The following is a 21,037-nucleotide window of genomic DNA, read 5'->3' as shown; positions in this document are numbered from 1 at the left end:
AAAAGTGAACGGCAAAAAAGCCGAATTGGATTTTTCCAATTCGGCTTTTTTGAATTACCATTTAGCATAATTCTCCTCGATAGAGCCGAGAAGTTGCGTAATTTTTAGTTTTTTGCCATCAGCATAGCGTACATAGCCATTGTAATAGCCAAAAAGTTGATGAATTTCCGACTTAACGAGCCGCGCATCATTTGCGGACACACGTTCAAAAAACGGAGAAAAGGTCAATCTGACATCATCAGAAAATCTACTATGAATCAACCAAGGTCTTTTGTAGTCTTGGCGGTCATAGTGAAACAAGACATCTTCATGGATTTTCGTCATCTTACCGTTAACGAAAAAAGCATTTTCTGTCATTCCCGTGCCATCTGTCCACTTGCCGCCTAAATTCAAGCCGATCACTTTTCCGAGCGATCGTTGGGAAGTCATCGCCCAATTCCGAAGAGATTCTCGCGGCCAAACACCTCGTCCGAAGTCCAATACGGCAAAGCTGTCTAGAGGATCAAACTTAAAATTCTGACTGCCAATTTTAACCATGCCAGTTACGGGTAAAGACATATGCTTACCGGTGAACTGGAAAGTATGACGATTCCAAGGGACAACGACATTCAACGAGTCATAATCTTTAGGGTGCCTAATAACCAAAATCGCTTCTAAATCTTCTCCGTCAAATTCTTTCGCGTTGACAGTGAGATGCGTTGCGTTCTGGCTATGTATAGATTCAATCGTCATAGAATCGCTACGGAAATAGCAAGGATCCAATGCGTTTTCGGGTAATTTCACATGGCGCGTGAATGGCATGATGACTGTTTTTTCATAAAATCGTTGTGTTTCATAATTAAGGAAATAAACAACACAAACAGTCGCGTAATCGAGATGAGAAATAGTTGCTGAAAACAAAATTTCATCACCGAATATGCACCATGAATTCCATTTTTTTTTACGCATAAAATTACCACGTAAATTACTTTCTACCAAAGGTTGCTTTGCATATCCAATCGCTTTTGGATTTAATTTGCCTCTTGCATCACAAAGTTTTACAAATTCAGTAAGCTCTCGTTCTACATGTTGCATTAAATCCACCTCACCATCATTCTTCTACTCTTATTGTAGCAGAACAGATACTAAATATCCTTTTAGGACGGATGGATTCAGTTGGAAAGTCTGAAAAGATTAAATGACTATCAGGTCATTAGTCCTGTACTAATGCGACAAAACTGGTTTTCGCCATTGCAAAGCAACTGTCCCTTCTCCAGCATGAACTGCCAGGGATGAACTCAAGTCACCAATTAAAATATCAGCAGCCGGAATTTCTTTAAGGAGCTCTTGTTTTAGACTTTCAGCTTCTTTCATGACGTGACCATGCATGATTTGGAAGCGCTGAACACCATACTCATCATGATCTTTTTTCGCATGATTAATTAAATACTGAATGGCTTTTTTATGTGAGCGAACTTTATCAATCGGTTTTAATTCACCATCAGGGGTCAGCTGAACAATCGGTTTAATCTGCAACAAACTTCCCAAATAATATTGAGCGCCACTCATTCGTCCACCTTTATAAAGTTGGGACAGATTACCGATTAAAATATAGTTACGGAAATCCGCTGTTTCCTTTTCCAATCGCTGCGCAATTTCCATAGCTTCGAGCCCTTGTTTTTCAAGCGTAAGTCCACGTTCAATCAAGCCAGACAAGCCATAGGATAACGCTAGCGAATCGATGGCATAGATTTTAAAGTCACTCATTTCCGCACCAGCAGTAGAAGAGGCAATGGTTCCACTGAGTTTTGTCGAAGCATGGACAGCAATAGCGCATTCATAGTCATTTTTTAATTTGTCATACAACTCCGCGAATTTTCCAGCAGATGGCTGAGAAGTTTTTGGGAAACTGGTCGCTTCTTTAATACGTTTATAAAGTTCATCGTTCGTCAAATCAATGCCATCGTCAACAAACTCTTCTGTGCCAAAATGAATATTCAGTGGAACGATATAAACGTCCGGATGTGCTTTAAATTCTTCAGTTACAAAGCCAGTCGTATCCATAATCCACGCTATCGGCTTTTTCATAAAAAAACCCCTATCTTTTTTAGAATAATTTGAATACAAAAACTATACCATGGATAATATTTCAGCGATAGTACGAGTTGAAAAACTGCTCATAACGAATGAGAAAATCAGCGGAATCGGCTATTGAATGATTTTTCGATATCTGATTTATGTTTAATTACAATAACGATAATCGCTATAAATAGCGGCCAGATGACAAACCATACTTGCAAGAGTAACGCCATTGCTATAAACCCGGTAAAACTTGCAAGCATGGATAAGGTTGCGCTTTTGAACCAAGGATAAAACGCCAAAAATAAAATAAACATAACTAAAAATAAATCCGGTGTTAAACAAAAAGTTACACCGACAAAAGCAGCAATTCCTTTGCCACCTCGGTACTTGAGCCAAAAAGGAAACAAGTGACCGAGAATAACAGCCAAACCGGCGACAGCTATTGCCCAAATAGAAAAATTGAAAAAGAAACCAATCCAGACAACCAACGCGCCTTTTCCAGCGTCGCCGAGAAAAGTCAAAACAAACGCGGATTTTCCGAGAATAGCGCCGGCATTTCGCGCGCCGAGATTACCGCTGCGTTGCTGACGTAAATCAACGCCTTTCCATTTACCAATCCACCAAGCAGTTAGGAAATTACCGATTAAATAGGATACTAGCCAGTAAACAATCATAGAAAGTCCCCCAATTCCAAAATTAGCTCGAAGTAGAAAGGCCTTCCCAGCATATCAGGAAGGCCTTTATGGAATAGATTAATTTAGCTTGGCTGCTTCGAAAAGGTAGTCGCTAATGACGCGAAGTCCTTTATCAAAGTTCTCCAAATGGAAATGTTCATTGGGTGCATGAAAATTTTCAGATGCCAATCCGAAGCCCATTAAGACAACAGGCAAGCCAAGAATTTCATCGAATGCAGCAACAATTGGAATCGATCCGCCCATCCGTGTAAAGGCAGTTGGCACACCGTAAACTTTCTCGTAAGAACGTCCGGCTGCTTGAATGGCAGGGTGATCGAACGGTGTCAAGAAAGGTTTTCCTTTATCAAACTCCGTAATTTCAACAGTTACGCCGGCAGGTTTATGGGAGTCAACATGTGCTTTTAGTTTCGCTACGATGTCGTCTGGGTCTTGATTAGGCACTAAGCGACAGGTAATTTTTGTGCTAGCTTCAGCAGGAAGCACAGTTTTGATGCCTTCACCTGAGAAGCCCCCAGTAATGCCGTTTACTTCAAGTGTCGGGCGAATCCAGGTGCGCTCAACAAAAGAATAACCTACCTCACCAAAGTCCTCCGAAATACCGATTTCCTGTTTTTCGTGTTCAAGATCAAATTCAAGTGCGGCAAATTCTTCGCGCTCTTTGTCTGATACTTCGATAACGTCGTCATAAAAACCTTCTACTTGAATTAAGCCTTCTTTGTCGCGGAACGATTGCAAGATTTCCACAATAGCATGCAATGGGTTTTGGACTGCACCGCCGTAAAGACCAGAATGCAAATCGCCTTTTGGTCCTTTAACATCAATTTGAATACCAGCAAGTCCGCGCAAACCATAGCATACAGCAGGACGCCCAGGTCCTTGCATGCCTGTATCGGAAATGACGATGATATCCGCCTTTAATAATTCTTGGTTTTCTTCGACGTATTTCGGAAGATTCGGACTGCCGATTTCTTCTTCACCTTCGATAATGAATTTAATGTTCACTGGCAATTCATCGTTTAACTTGAGTAAAGCTTCCACGGCTTTGACGTGCATAAAAACTTGTCCTTTGTCGTCACTTGCACCGCGAGCAAACAATTTGTTATCGCGCACTTGTGGCTCAAAAGGAGCTGATTCCCAAAGGTGTAGAGGGTCTACTGGCTGCACATCGTAATGGCCGTATACGAGTACAGTGGGTTTGCCTTCTGCATGAAGCCAGTCTGCATAAACAACAGGATGTCCATCAGTTTGGTCGATTTTAACATTTTCCAAACCTACATGTTCCATCGCAGTGACCAGCCATTCTGCAGCTTTGTGCATATCGGCTTTGTGTTCAGATAAAGAACTTACTGAAGGAATGCGTAAAAACGTTTTTAATTCGTCTAAATGTGTTTCCCGGTTGTCTTTAAAGTATTGGTCTACAGCTTGAATGTTCATCAGGATCCCTCGATTCGTTAAATTTACGTATAAAAAAAGTATAACATACCAGGTTTTGGTTTTCGACAAGTGGAAATTGGCTATGGTATAGTGTTTACTACGGAAAGAGTTCGTAAAATTTTGTGTTCATGACACTGGAGGAAATAAAATTGTTTATAGCATTAGGTATCTTTTTATTCATGTCGTTTTTCTTATCGGGAAGCGAAACGGCATTAACTGCGGTAAATAGGATGAAGGTCCATCTTCGCGCGGAGCAGGGTGACGCCAAGGCGCAGAAACTGCAGAAATTGATTGCGAAGCCGGACCGAATGATTACAACAATCTTAATCGGTAATAATATTGCCAATATTATGTTGCCAACACTGGTAACGACAATCGCTATTACTAGAGGATGGGAAGTCGGAGTTGCCACTGCCATTTTGACGGTCATTTTAATTATTTTTGGAGAAGTGTTACCTAAAACCATTTCAGCTACATTTGCTGATAAAGTGGCTTATATTGTTTTCCCAGTTATCAGTTTTATGGTCGTTGCATTGCTGCCGTTAACTTGGTTGCTGGCGCAATTTACGAATATTTTTATTCGTATCATTTCAAAAGGTACAGTAAAAGAAGCGACTATGACGAAAGAGGAATTGCGAACGATGGTTGATATTGCATCGACAGAAGGCACTTTTGAAGAAGATGAATCTGAACGTATCAAAGGAGTTTTGGATTTCCCTCATAAAGACGTATCAGATGTTATGTCTACTCACCGAACAGATACGGTAGGAATTTCCATTGACTCAACCTATGAAGAAGTTCGCGATCTAATCTTAGATTCGTCTTATACGCGTTATCCTGTTTACGAAGAAAGCATGGATAATGTCGTTGGCTTGTTTTATTCGAAAAAATTGATTGAATGGTCGATGAATCCGAATTTGACCTTAGAAGAATTGATGGACGATAATCCACTGTTCGTTGTCCAATCGGTTAGTGTGGAAAAAGTCTTTAAGATGATGATGTCGAAGAAAAAGCATATGGCTGTTATTTTAGACGAGTACGGTGGCACACTAGGCATCGTTACACACGAAGACATTATCGAAGAAATGATTGGTCAGGATATCGAAGATGAAACAGATGAAGATGATGATGAATTAGTTTTTGAAATGACCGACAAGATGTTGTCTTGTCATGGGCGTCTTGAAATTGAAGACGTCAACGACATGTTCAACGTTGAAGTGCCAAATGATCATGACACCATTGCAGGATTTGTCATGCAGCAACTGGGTCATGTGCCAGAAGAAGGCGAACAGTTTACCTATGAAAATCTTTACGTTGAAATCAACGAAATGGATCGTAACCGGATTGTTCGCTTAACCATTACAAAAACAGATAAAGAAGAAGTCTCAGTCTAAAAAACCTCTGTCTCCGGACAGAGGTTTTTTTTGATAGATGACTAGAGAAATCATCTATAGTCATACTATTGTATGGAAGCGGGCAGAGTAGAAATTTAGAAATAGGTTGAACTAATAATTTCTACTTGTCGATATTCCGCAAAACAGCTGTGTTTTCGGGCCTACAGGATGTGGGATATGCATCTGGCGCGAAAGGACGTCACGGTATCAGTTGCCAAGGGCTTGCGCCGAACTCACTTTGGCTGGACGCACAAGTGAGTTCGGCAGTTCACTTACCCACGGAAGTCATGCCTAAAGCGGTGTAGAAATTCGGTTTCTTTCATTTAACTTATCTAACTTGAGAAGTGCCCACAACCGAAACTTTCCAGCTGTCAGTTATTAGTTCAATTTATACAATTTCAAATTGCAGGTTCCCAATATTACACATTTGTAAGGAGAATGAAAGTACAAGCGATAGAGTGAAAGCAAAATTTCCGTCAATATAAGGATATAAGACAAAGCGGAAGCGTTGATGGCTTCGCTGGACAATCAGAACGGACGGGGGCACGATCATGGAAACGTTATATACAGAATACAATCGATACATCTACCATTTATGCTTAAAACTAACACGCAATAAAGCAGAAGCGGAAGATTTAATGCAAGAAGTTTGGCTAAAAGTTGTACGCTACGAATCCTCTATTGCTGAGGTGGACCATGTTAAAGCATGGCTGACAACCATCTGTATGAATACGTTCCGTGATCGTTACCGCAAAAATGTAAGACGCAGCAAGCACTTGATACAACAGCCAGAAGGCTTGGACGTTTCTTTGCTTGATCTAATCGCTTCGGATTCAGAAGGTGTAGCTGAATTGTTGGAAAAACAAGATGTTTCCGTTATGATTCGACATAAAATTTCAGAGCTAGATTCGATTTACCGTACGACAATTTTGTATTTTTATGTTCACCAATACTCGTTGATTGAAATTGCCGATGTCATGAAAGTGTCAATCGGTACGGTGAAATCTCGTTTGTTCCGCGGCAAACAACGCTTAAAAGATATGTTGATGGATGATGCTCGGACACGCGAGTACGTCGTAGCCATTTAAAAAAGCAACCGAATTTTCGGTTGCTTTTTTTATGGAAAAAATTATAAGAATTTTAATCTTTTGCTGGTTATAATGGACTTAAGGGGGAAAGTCTATGAAAAAGAGAAAGTTTAAAAATGGGAGCAAAAGAAAAAGAATTATTATGAGAAGTCTCGGTGTTCTGGCGTTCCTTTATATCGCAGTTATCGCTTGGCAGACATTTAAGCCTTTACCTGAAGGAGTTTCAACTGCAGGTGATCTTCACAAAGTAGACCAAGTTGAAATGATCTATGACTTGTCGTATGCACAAGACAAAGAAGGTACGGAAACAGAAAGTGAACTGCAGATATTCAATGAAATTTACGCAATGATTGATCAAGCAGAAGAATTCATCGTCATAGACCTTTTCCTTTTCGATAATTACAATGACCAAAAAACAGATTTTCCAGCAGTAGCAGAAACTTTAACAGATCACTTATTAGATAAAAAAGAAAAAAATCCGAATCTGCCAATCTATTTTATCACCGATCCATTAAATTACGGTTATGGATCTTATGACAGCCAATTTCTAGATACATTAGAAACTGAAGGCGTTGAAGTCATTGTGACGGATCTGGACAAGCTACGCGATTCCACACCACTTTATTCCGGATTTTACCGTATCATTTTTCAATGGTTCGATAACAGTGGAAAGGGATGGATACCAAACGGCATGTCGAGTGATGCACCTGATTTAACGGCATCTTCTTATCTGGAAATGATGAATATTAAAGCCAATCACAGAAAAGCGGTCATTACCGAAAAAGAAGCAATCATCAGCTCAGCAAACCCTCACAATGCCAGTGGGTTACATAGCAATATGGCTTTCAAAGTCAGTGGTCCGATCATCAATGATATACTAGCAGCTGAAGAAGCCGTGTCCCAGTTTTCAGGCGGACCGGACTTTCCGAGAATCAAAGCAACTGAACAACAAGGTCAATACGAAGTTCAATACCTGACAGAGCGAAAAGTGTTAGATGCGTTGCTTCCGGATATTGAACGAACAAAAAAAGGAGACTCGATTCAACTGGCGATGTTCTATATCTCAGAGACGAGTGTGGTCAATGCGTTAACGGATGCGGCTAATCGCGGAGTCGACGTGCACCTGATACTAGATGCCAACGAAAATGCTTTTGGTACCGAAAAAACAGGATTGCCGAACCGACCTGTAGTGAATGAAATGCTTGCCGAATCAGACGACCATTTGCAAGTGCGTTGGTATAATGCAGTCGTCGGCCAGTTTCATACAAAATCTATTATGATTCAAAGGCAAGATGAAACAGTCGTCATGGGCGGCTCAACGAATTATACGGAACGAGCATTCAATGACTACAACCTTGAAAGTACATTACGCATCGAAGCACCGAATGAAAGTGAACTGACTACAGAAATGACTCAGTATTTCGATCGGCTATGGAGTAACGAGGATGCGCTTTATACACTCGATGTCGAAGAATATCAAGATGATTTCAGCTTTTGGCAACGTGGAATTTATGGCTTCCAAAAACTGTTTAAGTTAACGACTTATTAAAAAAATGCCTCTTCTGGAAACCCAGAAGAGGCATTTTTTCGGTTCTTAAACTTCTTCCGGTTTACCCGCAGAAATCCATTCTTCAACATCCCAGACTTTTGTTGCCAGTCCTTCGTAAAATTCAGGCTCGTGGCTGACCAAAACAATTGTGCCTTTATATGCTTGCATCGCACGTTTCAATTCAGCTTTTGCATCGATGTCCAAGTGATTCGTAGGCTCATCGAAAATGAGCCAATTGCTTTCTTCCATCATCAACTTGCACAGTCGAACTTTAGCTTGTTCGCCACCGCTCAACTGCGTCATTGGACGTGAGATATGCTCGTTTTTCAAACCTGTACGAGCAAGTGCGCCACGTACTTGGCCCTGGTCCATACTTGGGTAAGCTGACCAGATTTCGTCCAGCGGCGTATGAGTTGGTGCTTTGACTTCCTGTTCGAAATAACTTGGCGTCAAATATTCTCCGCGCAGAACATCACCATCAAGCGGTTTGATTTTGCCGAGCATTGTTTTGAGTAACGTCGATTTACCGACACCATTCATGCCGACAAGCGCAATTTTTTCCCCACGTTCGATCATAAACGTTAATGGTGGAAGAAGTGCTTTGTCATAGCCAATCGATAGAGCTTCCGCTTCCACAACATAACGACTCGGGCTACGTGTTTCTTTAAAAGCAAATTGCGGTTTTGCTGCAACTTCAGGCTTATCAATGCGGTCCATACGATCCAGCTGTTTCTGGCGAGATTTAGCACGACCCGTTGTAGAAGCACGAGCTTTGTTTTTCGCAATAAAGGTCTCAGTTTTTTTGATCATGTCTTCTTGTCTTTCATAAGCATCCAAATGCTGTTGCTTGCTTAGTTCTGCAAGTTCAATAAATTTCTCATAAGTTGCTGTATAGCGAGTTAAACGTGAAAATTCCAAGTGGAAAATGACGCTCGTAACACTGCTCATAAATTCCGTATCATGTGAAATCAATAGGAAGGCATGTGGGTAGTTTTTTAAATAGTTAACAAGCCATTGAATATGCTCTTCGTCGAGATAGTTGGTCGGCTCATCCAAAAGCAAAACTTTTGGTTTTTCAAGAAGCAGTTTGGCAAGCAATAGCTTTGTGCGTTGTCCGCCGGAAAGAGCTTCAACATTGCGGTCAAGTCCAATTGCATCAAGACCCAAACCGCGAGCGATTTCTTCCACTTTGCCATCAAGTGTGTAAAAATCACCAGCATCTAAAGCATCTTGCGCTTCAGCCATTTGCTCAAGCAATTCTTCTAATCGCTCAGGATCCGCATCGCCCATTTGCATCGCGACATCGTTCAGTTCTTCTTCTTTTTTATAAAGAGGTAAGAACGCGTCTTGAAGAGTTTGACGGATTGAACGTCCTGGTTGCAATTGCGTATGTTGATCTAAATAACCATAATGTGTCCGTGGCTGCCATTCAACGCGTCCGTCGTCATGAATGATTTTGCCCGTTAAAATGTTCATCATTGTCGATTTACCAACTCCATTGGCCCCGACTAATCCCACATGTTCGCCTTCGACCAAACGGAATGATACATCGTTAAAAAGAGTACGATCACCGAAAGTATGGCTTAAATTTTCTACTGTTAATAAACTCATTTAATAAATTCCTCCATTATCATAAAAAAAATCGCGGTTACAGATCCGCGAGTTTTTGGTTTAATTCCGCAAGTTGTCGTTCCATTTTTTCTAACCGTAGTTCTGCTTTCTCCACCATGCCAGCGTGTCCAGTCGTTTCGAGCTTTTCGATATCACCTTGATGGCTTACATAATCCATCTTCAGTTCAGCAATCGCATATTCCAATTCCTGCTTGTTCACAAAATCACCCTTATTTTTCTACCAGTGTAACACAAAAACACGGAAATTGAATGCTTTACGATTCCCATTCAATATATAATACCTGTATAATGCCAAAAAAGAACGAAAGGAAGTGACCTGCCATCGATACCTTATTATTTGACTTGATGCTTATTATTTTTCTGGGAGTGCTTTCCCAATGGATCGCTTGGCGTCTTCAGCTTCCTGCTATTGTACTGATGTCAATTGCGGGGCTTCTCGTAGGCCCGATTTTTGAAGTGATTCACCCTGCAGAGAGTTTTGGAGAATTGTTTAATCCGTTTATTTCGTTAGCGGTTGCCATTATCTTATTTGAAGGCAGTTTGAATTTAAATTTTAAAGAAATTCGTAACTTTAGCAAACCCATTTTACGAATCGTTACACTTGGTGCTTTTATCGCCTGGATTGCAGGATCTCTCGCAGCCCATTATATAGCTGGGCTATCGTTTGGTGTAGCGTTTGTTATTGGTGGCTTATTCATCGTTACCGGACCTACGGTTATTTTACCGATGTTGCGGCAGGCTAAGTTAAAATCACGTCCTGCAGCTATCTTGAAATGGGAAGGAATTGTAGTGGATCCTTTTGGTGCGCTGCTCGCTTTGTTTGCGTTTCAATTTGTGTTGTTTGCCATTGGTGATGAGACTGCAGCTGCGTTTGGCTTATTTTTCTTGGCATCATTGTTTGCTGTGGCACTCGGTGCTGGAGCAGGATGGCTAATGGGAATGATGTTCGAAAAAGGACAAGTTCCAGAATTCCTCAAAGCTCCGATGGTATTTGGTGTAGTGTTATTGGTTTTCGTTGTATCAGACATTGTAATGCACGAAACAGGACTACTAGCAGTTACAGCAATGGGAATGATTATGGCCAACATGAACATTGCGTCTATTAACGATATGCGTCATTTTAAAGAAAATATTTCTGTCTTGTTGATTTCTAGTATTTTCGTCATGCTCACGGCTTCGCTTAGCTTAGAGGTCTTGATCGGTATCTTTAATTGGCAAGTGATTTCCTTTGTATTGGCAATGCTGTTTATCGTTCGACCTTTATCCATCTGGTTGTCGACCATTGGGACGGACTTGACGATTCAAGAAAAAACGCTGGTTGGCTGGATCGCACCTCGTGGCATTGTCGCATTGACCGTCTCGGGGTATTTTGCAGGCGTCTTGCTGGAAGCTGGTTTTGCGGATGCGGAGTTGTTGACCGCTTTAACATTTGCACTGGTCTTTTCTACTGTGATTGTCCACGGCTTTACGATTGGCTGGGTTGGCAAAAAGCTTGGACTTGCGACAGCTGACGATCCAGGGGTCATTATTATCGGTGCTAGCCGGTTCGCGACAAAACTCGGCAAAGTATTAGCGGATCTTGAAAAAAGCGTTTTGATTATAGATTCCTCTTGGGGGCGTTTGCAAGAAGCCCATCAAATGGGACTAAAGACGTATGCTGGTGAAATTCTATCGGAACACACTGATTATGAAGTTGATTTAACGCCGTATGAAACGATGGTGGTTGCGACTGGAACTGATTCGTATAACGCGCTCGTCGTTAATAATTTTGTTCCAGAAATGGGCCGTGCAAATCTTTACCAGACAGCGATTCAAGAAGGCGACCCAGGCGATTTTCATTCCTCATTGAGTGGTCGAACATTATTTGGAGAAGAATGGAACATCCATAAGTTGGAAACAAAAGCAGAAGCAGGCTACACGATGCGCAAAACACAATTGTCGGAGCAGTTTACTTATGAAGATTTCAAGACAAAATGGTCTAACGATACCATTCCTTTGTTTGTTCAATACGCCCAAGGCAAAATTGAGTTTTTTGCAGAAAACAACAAACTCGAGCCAAAAGCTGGAGACATCATCGTCAGCTTTACTGCATCTTCTCCCGAATCTGAGCGAACGCAGGAACGTTTAGAAAGCAAACGTTCAAAAAACGGAACTCAGACTAAAGAATGAAATCTCTCTCTCAAAAGTAATTAAGGTACGTAATGTGAAACAGGGTTTGTTATGATGAAGACAAACAGGTTATTGCGATGCTGCAAGTAGATGCAGTCGACAGCAAGAACGTATTTTGAGGAGGACAAGAGAGTATGAAAGTTTTATTAGTAGACGGCACGATCATCGGCAGAAAAACCGGTGCCATTCTGGAACAAATTCAAGTTTATATTAATGAAACCAATCCTGAAATTGAGTTAAAATTATTAAAGTTAGCTGATTACGATCATCAGTTTGTTGATGGGCGACCGCTTGGTGAATACAATGACAGCATGCAAGAAATGGTTCATCGTTTTGAAGAAGCAGATGGCTATATCATCGCAACACCGATTTTCCAAGGATCCATTCCGGGTGTGTTGAAAAATACATTTGATATGCTTCACCCGCGCACGATGCGTTACAAACCGGTATCAATCGTGGCAAATGGTGGAACGTATCAGCATCACTTAGTGATTGAAAATCAGTTAAAGCCGATTCTTGATTACTTCCGCTGTCTTGTAACGCCAAACTATGTATACACGCATACGAGTCATTTTGACGAAACCAATACGATTGTCAGTGAAGACGTTCACAATCGCTTGCGCGAATTGGCACGTGTTTTCGTGCAATATGCTGAAATGAGCAAACATTTGTCGAAAGAAACATTGGATAATCATTAATAAGGTAGTGAAGAAACCTCCCGGATGTGGGAGGTTTCTTCTTTTTGGATTTTATTTGAAATGGGTTTAGGTTTTATTCCACTAATTGGGCTTGCTGTCGAAAAGGAGTAGAATACTGTCCGAATTGGCTAGAATACTGTCCGAATTCCACCCAATACTGTCCAAATTACGAAAATACTGTCGAAACGCTAAAACGCCTCGGGAATCACATACTGCCGATCTTTAAAACGGCCGTGATAAGGCATTTTCGTGCTCGCTAAGAGCTTCGAAGCAATCGAAGGAGACGTGATTCCTGTAAAATCGCGAAATTCTCGGCTGCTGATTGTCGGTTTGACCAAACTGCGGTATTGCCTGAGCGCATCAAGATGCGCGAGAGGATCAGCATGCAGACATGCATTACAACGCCATTTTCCACCACGATAATGGAGCAGGCAATATGGGCAGTTGGGGCATAACACACCAGGTGGAAATGAATCCGTAAGTCCAAGTGACGTAAATGGTTTTATTGAATAGAGCGCGAGTAAGTTTTTCGCCAGTGACTCTGTTTTTCTTTGAGATAATACATCGTGCGGGTGAAGAATCAACAATTGTTCCATGAGGTGTGGTAGTCCAGATGACTGAATCATGATGCGACTGCCTGCGCGAGATTGAATCACAGACGATGGGTACGTAAAAATGATGGCGCCGACAACAGGCAGCTGGATGCGTTGCTTGCGTAAAAATTGTTCCAGCCACTTTTCGTGGCGGCGCAATTGATCGTCTGGATTATTCATGCCATCAATGCTGCCGTCTTTATTGGTTCTGGAAAATTGCCTCAAAGTAGGATCGAAATTGAGCAAGCCAGAAATGCTTTTGATTTCCAAAGCCAATACAAATCGACTAGTCACAAGAACACTATCAATTTGATGGGAAGACATCTCTTTTTGAATGAACAAGTCGTGGATGAAATAATGCGGTAACGAGAGGTCGATTTCGTGCCAAAAGGAGTCTACGCGCAATTCGCCGTGATATCCGGCGGTGATGCGACGGAGTTTTTCTGTCCAGTGGGGATGTCGGGGATGGACAGTGGGCATTCGTTGAAGCAAACTTTCCAGTTGGAAAATTTGAGGGGGCTTTATGCGTGTTTTAATGATCAATCGATCCTCTCCTTTATGTGAAATTACTTTAAATATAGCTAGAATGAGCGTGTTGTGCAAGTGGAATTTGAAGTTAATGGAAGTACTGTCCGGATTGGATGAAATACTGTCCAAATTCGTTAGAATACTGTCCGAATTCCACCAAATACTGTCCAAATTCGAGAAATACTGTCCAACCCCCAAAAATACTTCTGAAAAGCCAGTCCCAACAGAAAATGTTACACTAATCACAGTAGAAATGAGGGTGAATATAAATGAAATCAATCGTTTTAGCAGAAAAGCCATCCGTCGCACGTGACATTGCGCGTGTATTAGGGTGCGAGCAAAAAGGCAACGGCTATTTAGAAGGCAAACAGTATATCGTCACGTGGGCACTCGGCCATTTGGTGACGCATGCGCAGCCAGAGCAATACAACAATGATTTTAAAGAGTGGAAAATGGATACGTTGCCGATTATTCCAAAACCATTTAAATTAGTGCCAATCAAACAATCGATGAAACAATTTAATGCGGTAAAATCTCAATTACAGCGCGGCGATGTCAAAGAAGTCATCATCGCAACAGACGCAGGCCGCGAAGGGGAGCTTGTCGCACGTTGGATTTTAGAGAAAACCAATACACATAAACCGGTAAAACGGTTGTGGATTTCGTCGGTAACCGACAAAGCCATTAAAGACGGCTTTAACAACTTAAAAGACGGGCGTGCTTACGAAAATCTATATGCAGCGGCTGTTGCACGCGCAGAAGCGGATTGGGTCGTCGGGATTAACGCAACACGCGCACTAACTGTTAAATACAACGCACAATTATCAACAGGGCGCGTACAAACGCCGACACTTGCGATGATTGCGGAACGCGAAAAGCAAATTCGCAACTTCCAACCGAAACCTTATTACGGTATGCAAGCCATCACCGATCAAGCAAAATTCACTTGGACAGATGGCAACTCGACACAATCATTTGATAAAGAAAAAATTGACAAGCTATTCAACAAACTCGAAAACACACATGAAGGCACCGTGACGGACATTAAAATCACGCCGAAACGTCAGCCAGCACCGCCTTTATTTGATTTGACCGAACTGCAAAAAGAAGCTTATAAGCGCTATAGCTGGTCGGCGAAAGAAACACTTAACACGCTGCAAAATTTATACGAGCGCTATAAAATCGTGACATACCCGCGTACAGACTCGAAACATTTAACGAGTGATATGCGCGATACGTTAAAAGATCGCGTAAAAGCAGTGCAAGTCGGACCGTACCGCAGTTTGTCGGCAATGATTTTGAAAAATCCAGTGGCTCCGCAAAATGGCGTCATTGATGACGCGAAAGTATCCGATCACCATGCCATTATCCCGACGGAAGAAACACCACCGCTGCACGAATTATCAGACAAAGAGCATAAATTATACGACATGATCGTCAAACGGTTTCTTGCTGTATTTTATCCGCAATACGAATATGATCAAACGACGGTCAAGCTAACGGCTGGAGGCGAAACGTTCCAAGCAAAAGGCAATACCGTTCGCAATGAAGGCTGGAAACGCATTTACAAAGATGACGGCGAGGACAACGACACGACGTTGCCAGCGTTTGAAAAAGGTCAATCGTTGACGCTCAAAGGCATTGCATTAACAGATGGCAAAACCAAGCCACCTGCATTTTTCAATGAAGGAACGTTACTTGGCGCCATGGAAAATCCAGCGCAGTTTATGAGTGGCGAAACAAAAGAAGTGATTCAAACGCTTGGCGAAGTGGGCGGACTCGGCACAGTAGCCACACGAGCTGACGTCATCGATAAATTATTTAATACCTTTTTGATCGAGAAAAAAGGCAAAGATTTGACGATTACGTCAAAAGGTCGCCAGTTGCTGGAGCTTGTTCCGGAAGACTTAAAGTCGCCGAAACTGACCGCCGATTGGGAGCAGCAATTAACGAAAATTGCGAAAGGCCAATTGAAAAAAGAAGACTTCATAAAAGAAATGATTGTCTTTGCTGAAAAATCGGTGTCAGATATTAAAAAGAGCGATAAGAAATTCAAACACGATAACATTACTGGCAAAATGTGCCCGGATTGTGGGAAACCGCTTCTTGAAGTCAACGGTAAGCGTGGCAAGATGAACGTCTGCCAAGATCGTGAATGTGGTTATAAAAAACAAGTGGCGATGCAAACCAATGCGCGCTGCCCAAATTGTCATAAAAAATTGGAATTGCAAGGTGAAGGAGACGGCAAGATTTTCGTCTGCAAATGTGGTCATCGTGAAAAACTATCAGCATTTGAGAAACGCAAAAAATCCGGTCAATCCAAAGCCAACAAAAAAGACGTCAATAAATACTTGAACCAGCAAGATGAAGCCCCTCAAAATACCGCAATGGCCGAAGCCTTGAAAAAATTATTAGGTCAAAGCGAATAGAATCTTGAGGCGTATGATGATATGCTGTGACTAAAGAATCTTTTCAAAGCAAGGGGAGAGGTTATGGCGAAGAAAATGGTGAAAACCAATGCAGCACGTATGCTTGATAAAAGTGGAATCTATTACGAACTGCTTCATTACCGTACAGAAGACGGCAAAGTAGACGGAGTTTCTGTCGCTGAAAAAATTGGTTTTGCTGTAGAATTTGTATACAAAACGCTGGTTGCAACGGGGGCATCAAAACAGGCTTACGTCTTTGTCATACCCGTTGCAGAAGAATTGGATTTAAAAAAAGCCGCCCAAGCCACTGGTGAAAAGAAAATCGAAATGCTACCGGTCAAGGAAATCTTGACATTAACTGGCTATATTCGTGGGGGTTGCTCTCCTGTTGGCATGAAAAAACCGTTCCCGACCTTCATTTCCTCAGAAGCTGGACAACTAGATGAAATAATCGTTTCTGCTGGTAAAATTGGTGTTCAGCTGAAACTAGCTCCTAATGAACTGCTGGCTGCAACAACTGGTCAGTTTGCCGAGTTGACAGCATCAAGTCAATAGAGCATCCATCCATTCGCGTTGAATGGGTGGATTTTTCATATCACAATAAAAGAAAGAAGGATGTTGATGAAGCGTTCGCTATTTTATCGCTGGCTGTTCTTTATCGTTGGATTGATTGTCCTTGCTCTTGGCTTTACAATGACCATAAAAGGCAGCAAATTAGGAATTGGGCCGTGGGATGTGCTACACGTCGGATTGTATTTAAAATTTGGACTGACCATTGGTACGTGGTCAGTCATTGCCGGTTTCACACTGATTGGGAGTACGGCTTTCTTTACGCGAAGGATCCCGCAAATCGGTACTTTTTTAAATATGTTGCTCGTCGGAGTCTTTATCGATGTTTTTAATTTTTTAATTCCTGATATTCAAACCTTGGTCGGACAAATTGTGATTTTGTCTGCCGGAATTATTATTTCAGGCTACGGCGTCGGTCTTTACGTATCACCGAAAATTGGTGCAGGTCCTCGGGATAGCTTGATGATGCTGCTCGTTGATAAGACAGGACTTAGTATTAGTGTCGTTCGAGCAGGAATTGAAGTAGGAGTGGCATTACTGGGTTGGTTGCTCGGTGGACCTGTTGGCATTGGAACCATTGCCGTTGCTTTGTTAACTGGTAGAATTGTACAAGTTTCTTTGCCTCAATTTGAAAGATTGTTAGTAACACTGATCGGTGAAAAAGAAAATCTGCCGCCCGTTCTGAAAGTTTAAGAGTTAGGCGTGTGTAACTTATTCTAAAGTGATGTGAAGTCTAACTACAAGTAGAGCCTGGCATTGGTTGCCGGGCTTTTTTGTGCCTCAATTTTAACGCATCCAAATTAAAGATACTAATGCATTTCACAACTCACGATAGTTGAAACCCATACGGCAATATGTTATAAATAAAACCTAGTAAGTCTATTGGTTTTATAAAATACGAATTTAACGGAGGATTTTATGGGTCGAGAATTTGTAGAAATATTTGATGAGTGGGTTCATACGTATGATGATTCAGTTAGTGGAAAAGACGAGGAATACAAAGACGTCTTCTTAAAATACAACGAAATCTTGCAGGCAGTGGCTGATGCAGCCAGTGAGCCAGTTATCGAGTTTGGTGTCGGTACCGGGAATTTGACTGAAAAACTTCTTGAACGAGGGTTGCAAGTAGTAGGAATCGAACCCAACCAAGCGATGCGTAAAGTAACTGCAGAAAAAATGGCAGACTTAAAAGTAATCGACGGAGATTTTTTGGAATTTGAAGCCGGAATTTCACCGCAAAGCTTTGTCAGTTCTTATGCGTTCCATCATTTAACGGATACAGAAAAAGCCCAAGCTTTTCAACTTTATGCCGATCAACTGCCAAGAGGCGGAAAAGTAATTTTTGCAGACACTGTATTCGTTTCAGAAAGAGCCAAACAGGAAATAATTGCGTTTGAACAAAATAGAGGTCATCTTAATTTAGTAGAAGACTTGAACCGTGAATACTACACGACGGTTCCAAAACTAGAAGAGTTGATTACAAAAGCAGGGTTTACCGTAAAGTTGTCGAAGATGAACAACTATGTCTTTCTGATTGAAGCAACTAAAATCTAAGGAGCGATAGAGATGAAAAAAATGAATGTTGAAAGCTTTAACTTGGATCACACAAAAGTAGTGGCACCATATGTCCGTTTAGCTGGAGAAAAAACAGGAGCTAAAGGCGATACGATTCGCAAATACGACATCCGTTTCAAGCAACCAAACAAAGAGCATATGGAAATGCCTGGACTTCATTCGCTTGAACATATGATGGCTGAACACAGTCGCAATCATTCTGATAACATCGTTGATATTGGGCCAATGGGATGCCAGACAGGATTTTATTTGTCTGTTATTAATTTGGATGATTATGATGAAATTCTTCAAATATTAGAAAATACATTAAAAGACGTCTTAGAGGCAGACGAAGTGCCAGCATGCAATGAAGTTCAATGTGGTTGGGCTGCGAGTCATAGCTTAGAAGGCGCGAAAGAATTGGCGCGTGAAATGTTAGCGAAAAAAGATCAATGGACTCAAGTATTCGCTGAAACAGCGAACTAAGGAGAATCTTGATGAATTATGTAACGAACATTCAACAATTGATCGGGAACACACCATTACTAGAGTTAACGCATAGTAAAATCCCAAACGGTTGCCGCATCTTTGCTAAGCTTGAATATTTCAATCCAGGCGGAAGCGTCAAAGACCGATTAGGCGTTTCGCTTATTGAAGATGCCGAAAAGCGTGGTGTCTTGAAGCCAGGCGGCACAATCATAGAGCCAACTGCTGGCAACACTGGCATTGGATTAGCGATTGCTGCAATTGGCAAAGGCTATCACGTGAAATTTGTGGTACCCGAAAAGTTCAGCCAAGAAAAACAAGGTTTGATGCGCGCATTAGGAGCAGAAGTCATTAACACACCGACGGAAGAAGGCATCAAAGGTGCCATCAAAAAAGCCGAGCAATTGGTTAAAGAGCAAAATGCCTTCTCACCTTCTCAATTTTCCAACCCGGCGAATCCACAAACTTATGTTCAAACACTTGGTCCGGAAGTTTGGACTGCATTAGACGGAGAAATTGATATTTTTGTTGCGGGTGCTGGATCAGGTGGAACTTTTATGGGGACTGCTCGCTATTTAAAATCGCAAAAGCCATCGATAAAAACGGTCATTGTGGAACCAGAAGGCTCAATATTAAACGGTGGGTCATCAGGACCTCATTTGACCGAAGGCATCGGCATGGAATTTTTGCCGGATTATATGGATAAAAGCTATTTTGAAGCGATTCATACAATTACGGACAAAGATGCATTCATGGCAGTTCGAGAACTAGCGAAGACAGAAGGCTTATTGGTTGGTAGTTCGTCAGGAGCGGCATTTGTAGCAGCGTTACGCGAAGCCGAAAATGCGAAGCCTGGAAGTCATATCGTGACGGTGTTTGCCGATTCAAGTGAACGCTATATGAGTCAACATATTTACGATAGAAGTTTTGAGGAGGAACAGCAATGAAGCCAAAAACGAGATTAATCCACGGTGGCATTGTCGGCGACGAAGCAACAGGCGCTGTATCGACACCGATTTACCAAGTGAGCACGTATAAGCAGGAAGCGGTCGGGAAATTTAAAGGCTATGAATATTCACGTACCGGAAACCCGACACGTCACGCACTGGAAGAATTGATAGCAGATGTCGAATTCGGTCATGCTGGATTTGCATTTGGCTCAGGGATGGCCGCTATTTCATCAGTTATGATGTTGTTTTCAGCAGGTGACCATATCGTGTTAACCGATGATGTATACGGTGGAACTTACCGTGTCATCAATAAAGTATTAAACCGCTTTGGCTTAGAATTTACTTTTGTGGATACTGGAAACCTAGCAGAAGTAGAAGCCGCTGTAAAAGAAAACACAAAAGCGATTTTCATTGAAACACCGACCAACCCATTGCTAAAAGTAACGGATATTGAAGCTGTTGCAGCATTTGCGAAGTCGAAAAACTTAGTAACGATTGTTGACAATACATTCATGACGCCTTATTTACAAAACCCAATTAAATTAGGTGCAGATATTGTCTTGCATAGTGCGACAAAATACATTGGCGGACATAGTGATGTTGTGGCGGGACTGGTTGTTGTTAATTCAGCGGAGCTTGCAGAAGAAGTTCACTTTGTGCAAAATTCGATCGGGGCAATTTTAGGACCGCAAGATTCGTGGTTGCTTATTCGTGGATTAAAAACTCTAGGCTTGCGCATGGAAGAAGCGAACTCTAATGCTCAAAAAATCGCGGAATTTTTAGAAGGACATGACGCTGTTGGAAAAGTGATTTATCCGGGACTTGAAAGTCACCCGGGACGCGAATTAATGCAAAAACAAGCGACGGGCTTTGGCGGCATGATTTCGTTTGATGTCGGCAGTAAAGAAAAAGCAGGAGAATTACTGGCGAAATTGAAATACTTTACGTTGGCCGAAAGCTTAGGGGCAGTTGAGAGTTTAATTTCTGTGCCAGCGCAAATGACACACGCATCGATTCCAATTGAACGCCGTGCAGAGTTAGGTATTGTAGAAGGTTTGGTGCGAATTTCAGTCGGAATAGAAGATGTAGAAGATTTGATTGAAGACCTAGCGTATGCATTAAAATGAGTAGAAAGCGGACCTCGGTCCGCTTTTTCTTTTGGAAAAAATGACCGTATGGTAAGATAGAGACAGAATTTCGTTTTGAA

Annotated in this window: 19 protein-coding genes; 12 read left to right on the top strand and 7 right to left on the bottom strand. The window is 41.7% G+C overall.

Annotated elements, in window-relative coordinates; all coding sequences use genetic code 11:
- Positions 1-54: 54 nt before the first annotated feature.
- The 4 genes from AJGP001_RS14330 to AJGP001_RS14315 all read right to left on the bottom strand — a co-directional run bounded on the left by AJGP001_RS14330 (position 55) and on the right by AJGP001_RS14315 (position 4,190).
- Entirely contained in the window at positions 55-1,074 is a 1,020-nt protein-coding gene (locus tag AJGP001_RS14330; protein ID WP_078080685.1) for a DUF2804 domain-containing protein, read from the bottom strand.
- 129 nt (positions 1,075-1,203) lie between these two features.
- Positions 1,204-2,067, bottom strand: a complete 864-nt coding sequence (locus AJGP001_RS14325; RefSeq protein ID WP_078080684.1) for a DegV family protein — start codon at positions 2,065-2,067, stop codon at positions 1,204-1,206.
- Between the two features lie 107 nt (positions 2,068-2,174).
- Positions 2,175-2,735 (bottom strand): glycerol-3-phosphate acyltransferase, encoded by a 561-nt coding sequence (locus AJGP001_RS14320; protein ID WP_071153153.1) that lies wholly within the window; start codon positions 2,733-2,735, stop codon positions 2,175-2,177.
- Positions 2,736-2,813: 78 nt separating this feature from the next.
- A complete protein-coding gene (locus tag AJGP001_RS14315) occupies positions 2,814-4,190 on the bottom strand; it encodes a dipeptidase (protein ID WP_078080683.1) in 1,377 nt (458 codons plus the stop codon).
- 149 nt (positions 4,191-4,339) lie between these two features.
- On the opposite strand from AJGP001_RS14315, the gene AJGP001_RS14310 reads away from it, so the two are divergent.
- The 3 genes from AJGP001_RS14310 to AJGP001_RS14300 all read left to right on the top strand — a co-directional run bounded on the left by AJGP001_RS14310 (position 4,340) and on the right by AJGP001_RS14300 (position 8,221).
- The gene (locus AJGP001_RS14310; protein WP_071153154.1) at positions 4,340-5,584 is read left to right on the top strand and encodes a CNNM domain-containing protein; all 1,245 of its coding nucleotides are present in this window, start codon (positions 4,340-4,342) and stop codon (positions 5,582-5,584) included.
- Positions 5,585-6,135: 551 nt separating this feature from the next.
- Positions 6,136-6,672: an RNA polymerase sigma factor gene (locus AJGP001_RS14305; RefSeq protein ID WP_058384386.1), complete on the top strand. Its 537-nt coding sequence runs from the start codon at positions 6,136-6,138 to the stop codon at positions 6,670-6,672.
- A gap of 94 nt (positions 6,673-6,766) precedes the next feature.
- Positions 6,767-8,221, top strand: a complete 1,455-nt coding sequence (locus tag AJGP001_RS14300; RefSeq protein WP_078080682.1) for a phospholipase D-like domain-containing protein — start codon at positions 6,767-6,769, stop codon at positions 8,219-8,221.
- A 45-nt stretch (positions 8,222-8,266) separates the two neighbouring features.
- Here the strand turns inward: AJGP001_RS14300 and AJGP001_RS14295 are convergent, their stop codons facing one another.
- A complete protein-coding gene (locus tag AJGP001_RS14295; RefSeq protein WP_058384388.1) occupies positions 8,267-9,832 on the bottom strand; it encodes an ABC-F family ATP-binding cassette domain-containing protein in 1,566 nt (521 codons plus the stop codon).
- A 37-nt stretch (positions 9,833-9,869) separates the two neighbouring features.
- Entirely contained in the window at positions 9,870-10,052 is a 183-nt protein-coding gene (locus tag AJGP001_RS14290) for an SE1832 family protein (RefSeq protein WP_058384389.1), read from the bottom strand.
- Between the two features lie 146 nt (positions 10,053-10,198).
- Here AJGP001_RS14290 and AJGP001_RS14285 point away from each other — a divergent pair, with 146 nt between their 5' ends.
- Both AJGP001_RS14285 and AJGP001_RS14280 read left to right on the top strand, forming a co-directional pair.
- Entirely contained in the window at positions 10,199-12,022 is a 1,824-nt protein-coding gene (locus AJGP001_RS14285) for a cation:proton antiporter (protein ID WP_071153156.1), read from the top strand.
- Between the two features lie 134 nt (positions 12,023-12,156).
- Positions 12,157-12,720 (top strand): NADPH-dependent FMN reductase, encoded by a 564-nt coding sequence (locus AJGP001_RS14280; protein WP_071153157.1) that lies wholly within the window; start codon positions 12,157-12,159, stop codon positions 12,718-12,720.
- A gap of 188 nt (positions 12,721-12,908) precedes the next feature.
- On the opposite strand, the gene AJGP001_RS14275 is transcribed toward AJGP001_RS14280, so the two are convergent.
- Positions 12,909-13,856: an NERD domain-containing protein gene (locus AJGP001_RS14275; protein ID WP_078080681.1), complete on the bottom strand. Its 948-nt coding sequence runs from the start codon at positions 13,854-13,856 to the stop codon at positions 12,909-12,911.
- Positions 13,857-14,110: 254 nt separating this feature from the next.
- Here AJGP001_RS14275 and AJGP001_RS14270 point away from each other — a divergent pair, with 254 nt between their 5' ends.
- The 7 genes from AJGP001_RS14270 to AJGP001_RS14240 all read left to right on the top strand — a co-directional run bounded on the left by AJGP001_RS14270 (position 14,111) and on the right by AJGP001_RS14240 (position 20,957).
- Positions 14,111-16,270 carry a DNA topoisomerase III gene (locus AJGP001_RS14270; RefSeq protein ID WP_078080680.1) on the top strand — a complete coding sequence of 720 codons (2,160 nt, stop codon included), beginning with the start codon at positions 14,111-14,113 and terminating at the stop codon, positions 16,268-16,270.
- A gap of 63 nt (positions 16,271-16,333) precedes the next feature.
- On the top strand, positions 16,334-16,825 hold the full coding sequence (gene ybaK, locus AJGP001_RS14265; protein WP_078080679.1) for a Cys-tRNA(Pro) deacylase: 492 nt from the start codon (positions 16,334-16,336) through the stop codon (positions 16,823-16,825).
- 66 nt (positions 16,826-16,891) lie between these two features.
- Complete coding sequence (locus tag AJGP001_RS14260; RefSeq protein ID WP_058384395.1) at positions 16,892-17,533, top strand: YczE/YyaS/YitT family protein; 642 nt, start codon at positions 16,892-16,894, stop codon at positions 17,531-17,533.
- A gap of 225 nt (positions 17,534-17,758) precedes the next feature.
- Entirely contained in the window at positions 17,759-18,394 is a 636-nt protein-coding gene (locus AJGP001_RS14255; protein WP_058384396.1) for a class I SAM-dependent DNA methyltransferase, read from the top strand.
- A gap of 12 nt (positions 18,395-18,406) precedes the next feature.
- Entirely contained in the window at positions 18,407-18,880 is a 474-nt protein-coding gene (locus tag AJGP001_RS14250; RefSeq protein ID WP_071153009.1) for an S-ribosylhomocysteine lyase, read from the top strand.
- An 11-nt stretch (positions 18,881-18,891) separates the two neighbouring features.
- Entirely contained in the window at positions 18,892-19,827 is a 936-nt protein-coding gene (locus tag AJGP001_RS14245; protein WP_071153010.1) for a PLP-dependent cysteine synthase family protein, read from the top strand.
- The gene (locus AJGP001_RS14240; protein WP_071153011.1) at positions 19,824-20,957 is read left to right on the top strand and encodes a bifunctional cystathionine gamma-lyase/homocysteine desulfhydrase; all 1,134 of its coding nucleotides are present in this window, start codon (positions 19,824-19,826) and stop codon (positions 20,955-20,957) included. Before AJGP001_RS14245 ends, AJGP001_RS14240 begins: the two co-directional genes overlap by 4 nt.
- The last annotated feature ends 80 nt before the right edge of the window (positions 20,958-21,037 follow it).

The sequence above is a fragment of the Planococcus faecalis genome (assembly GCF_002009235.1).
GTDB lineage: Bacteria > Bacillota > Bacilli > Bacillales_A > Planococcaceae > Planococcus > Planococcus kocurii.
This window is presented reverse-complemented; position numbering and strand designations above follow the sequence as displayed.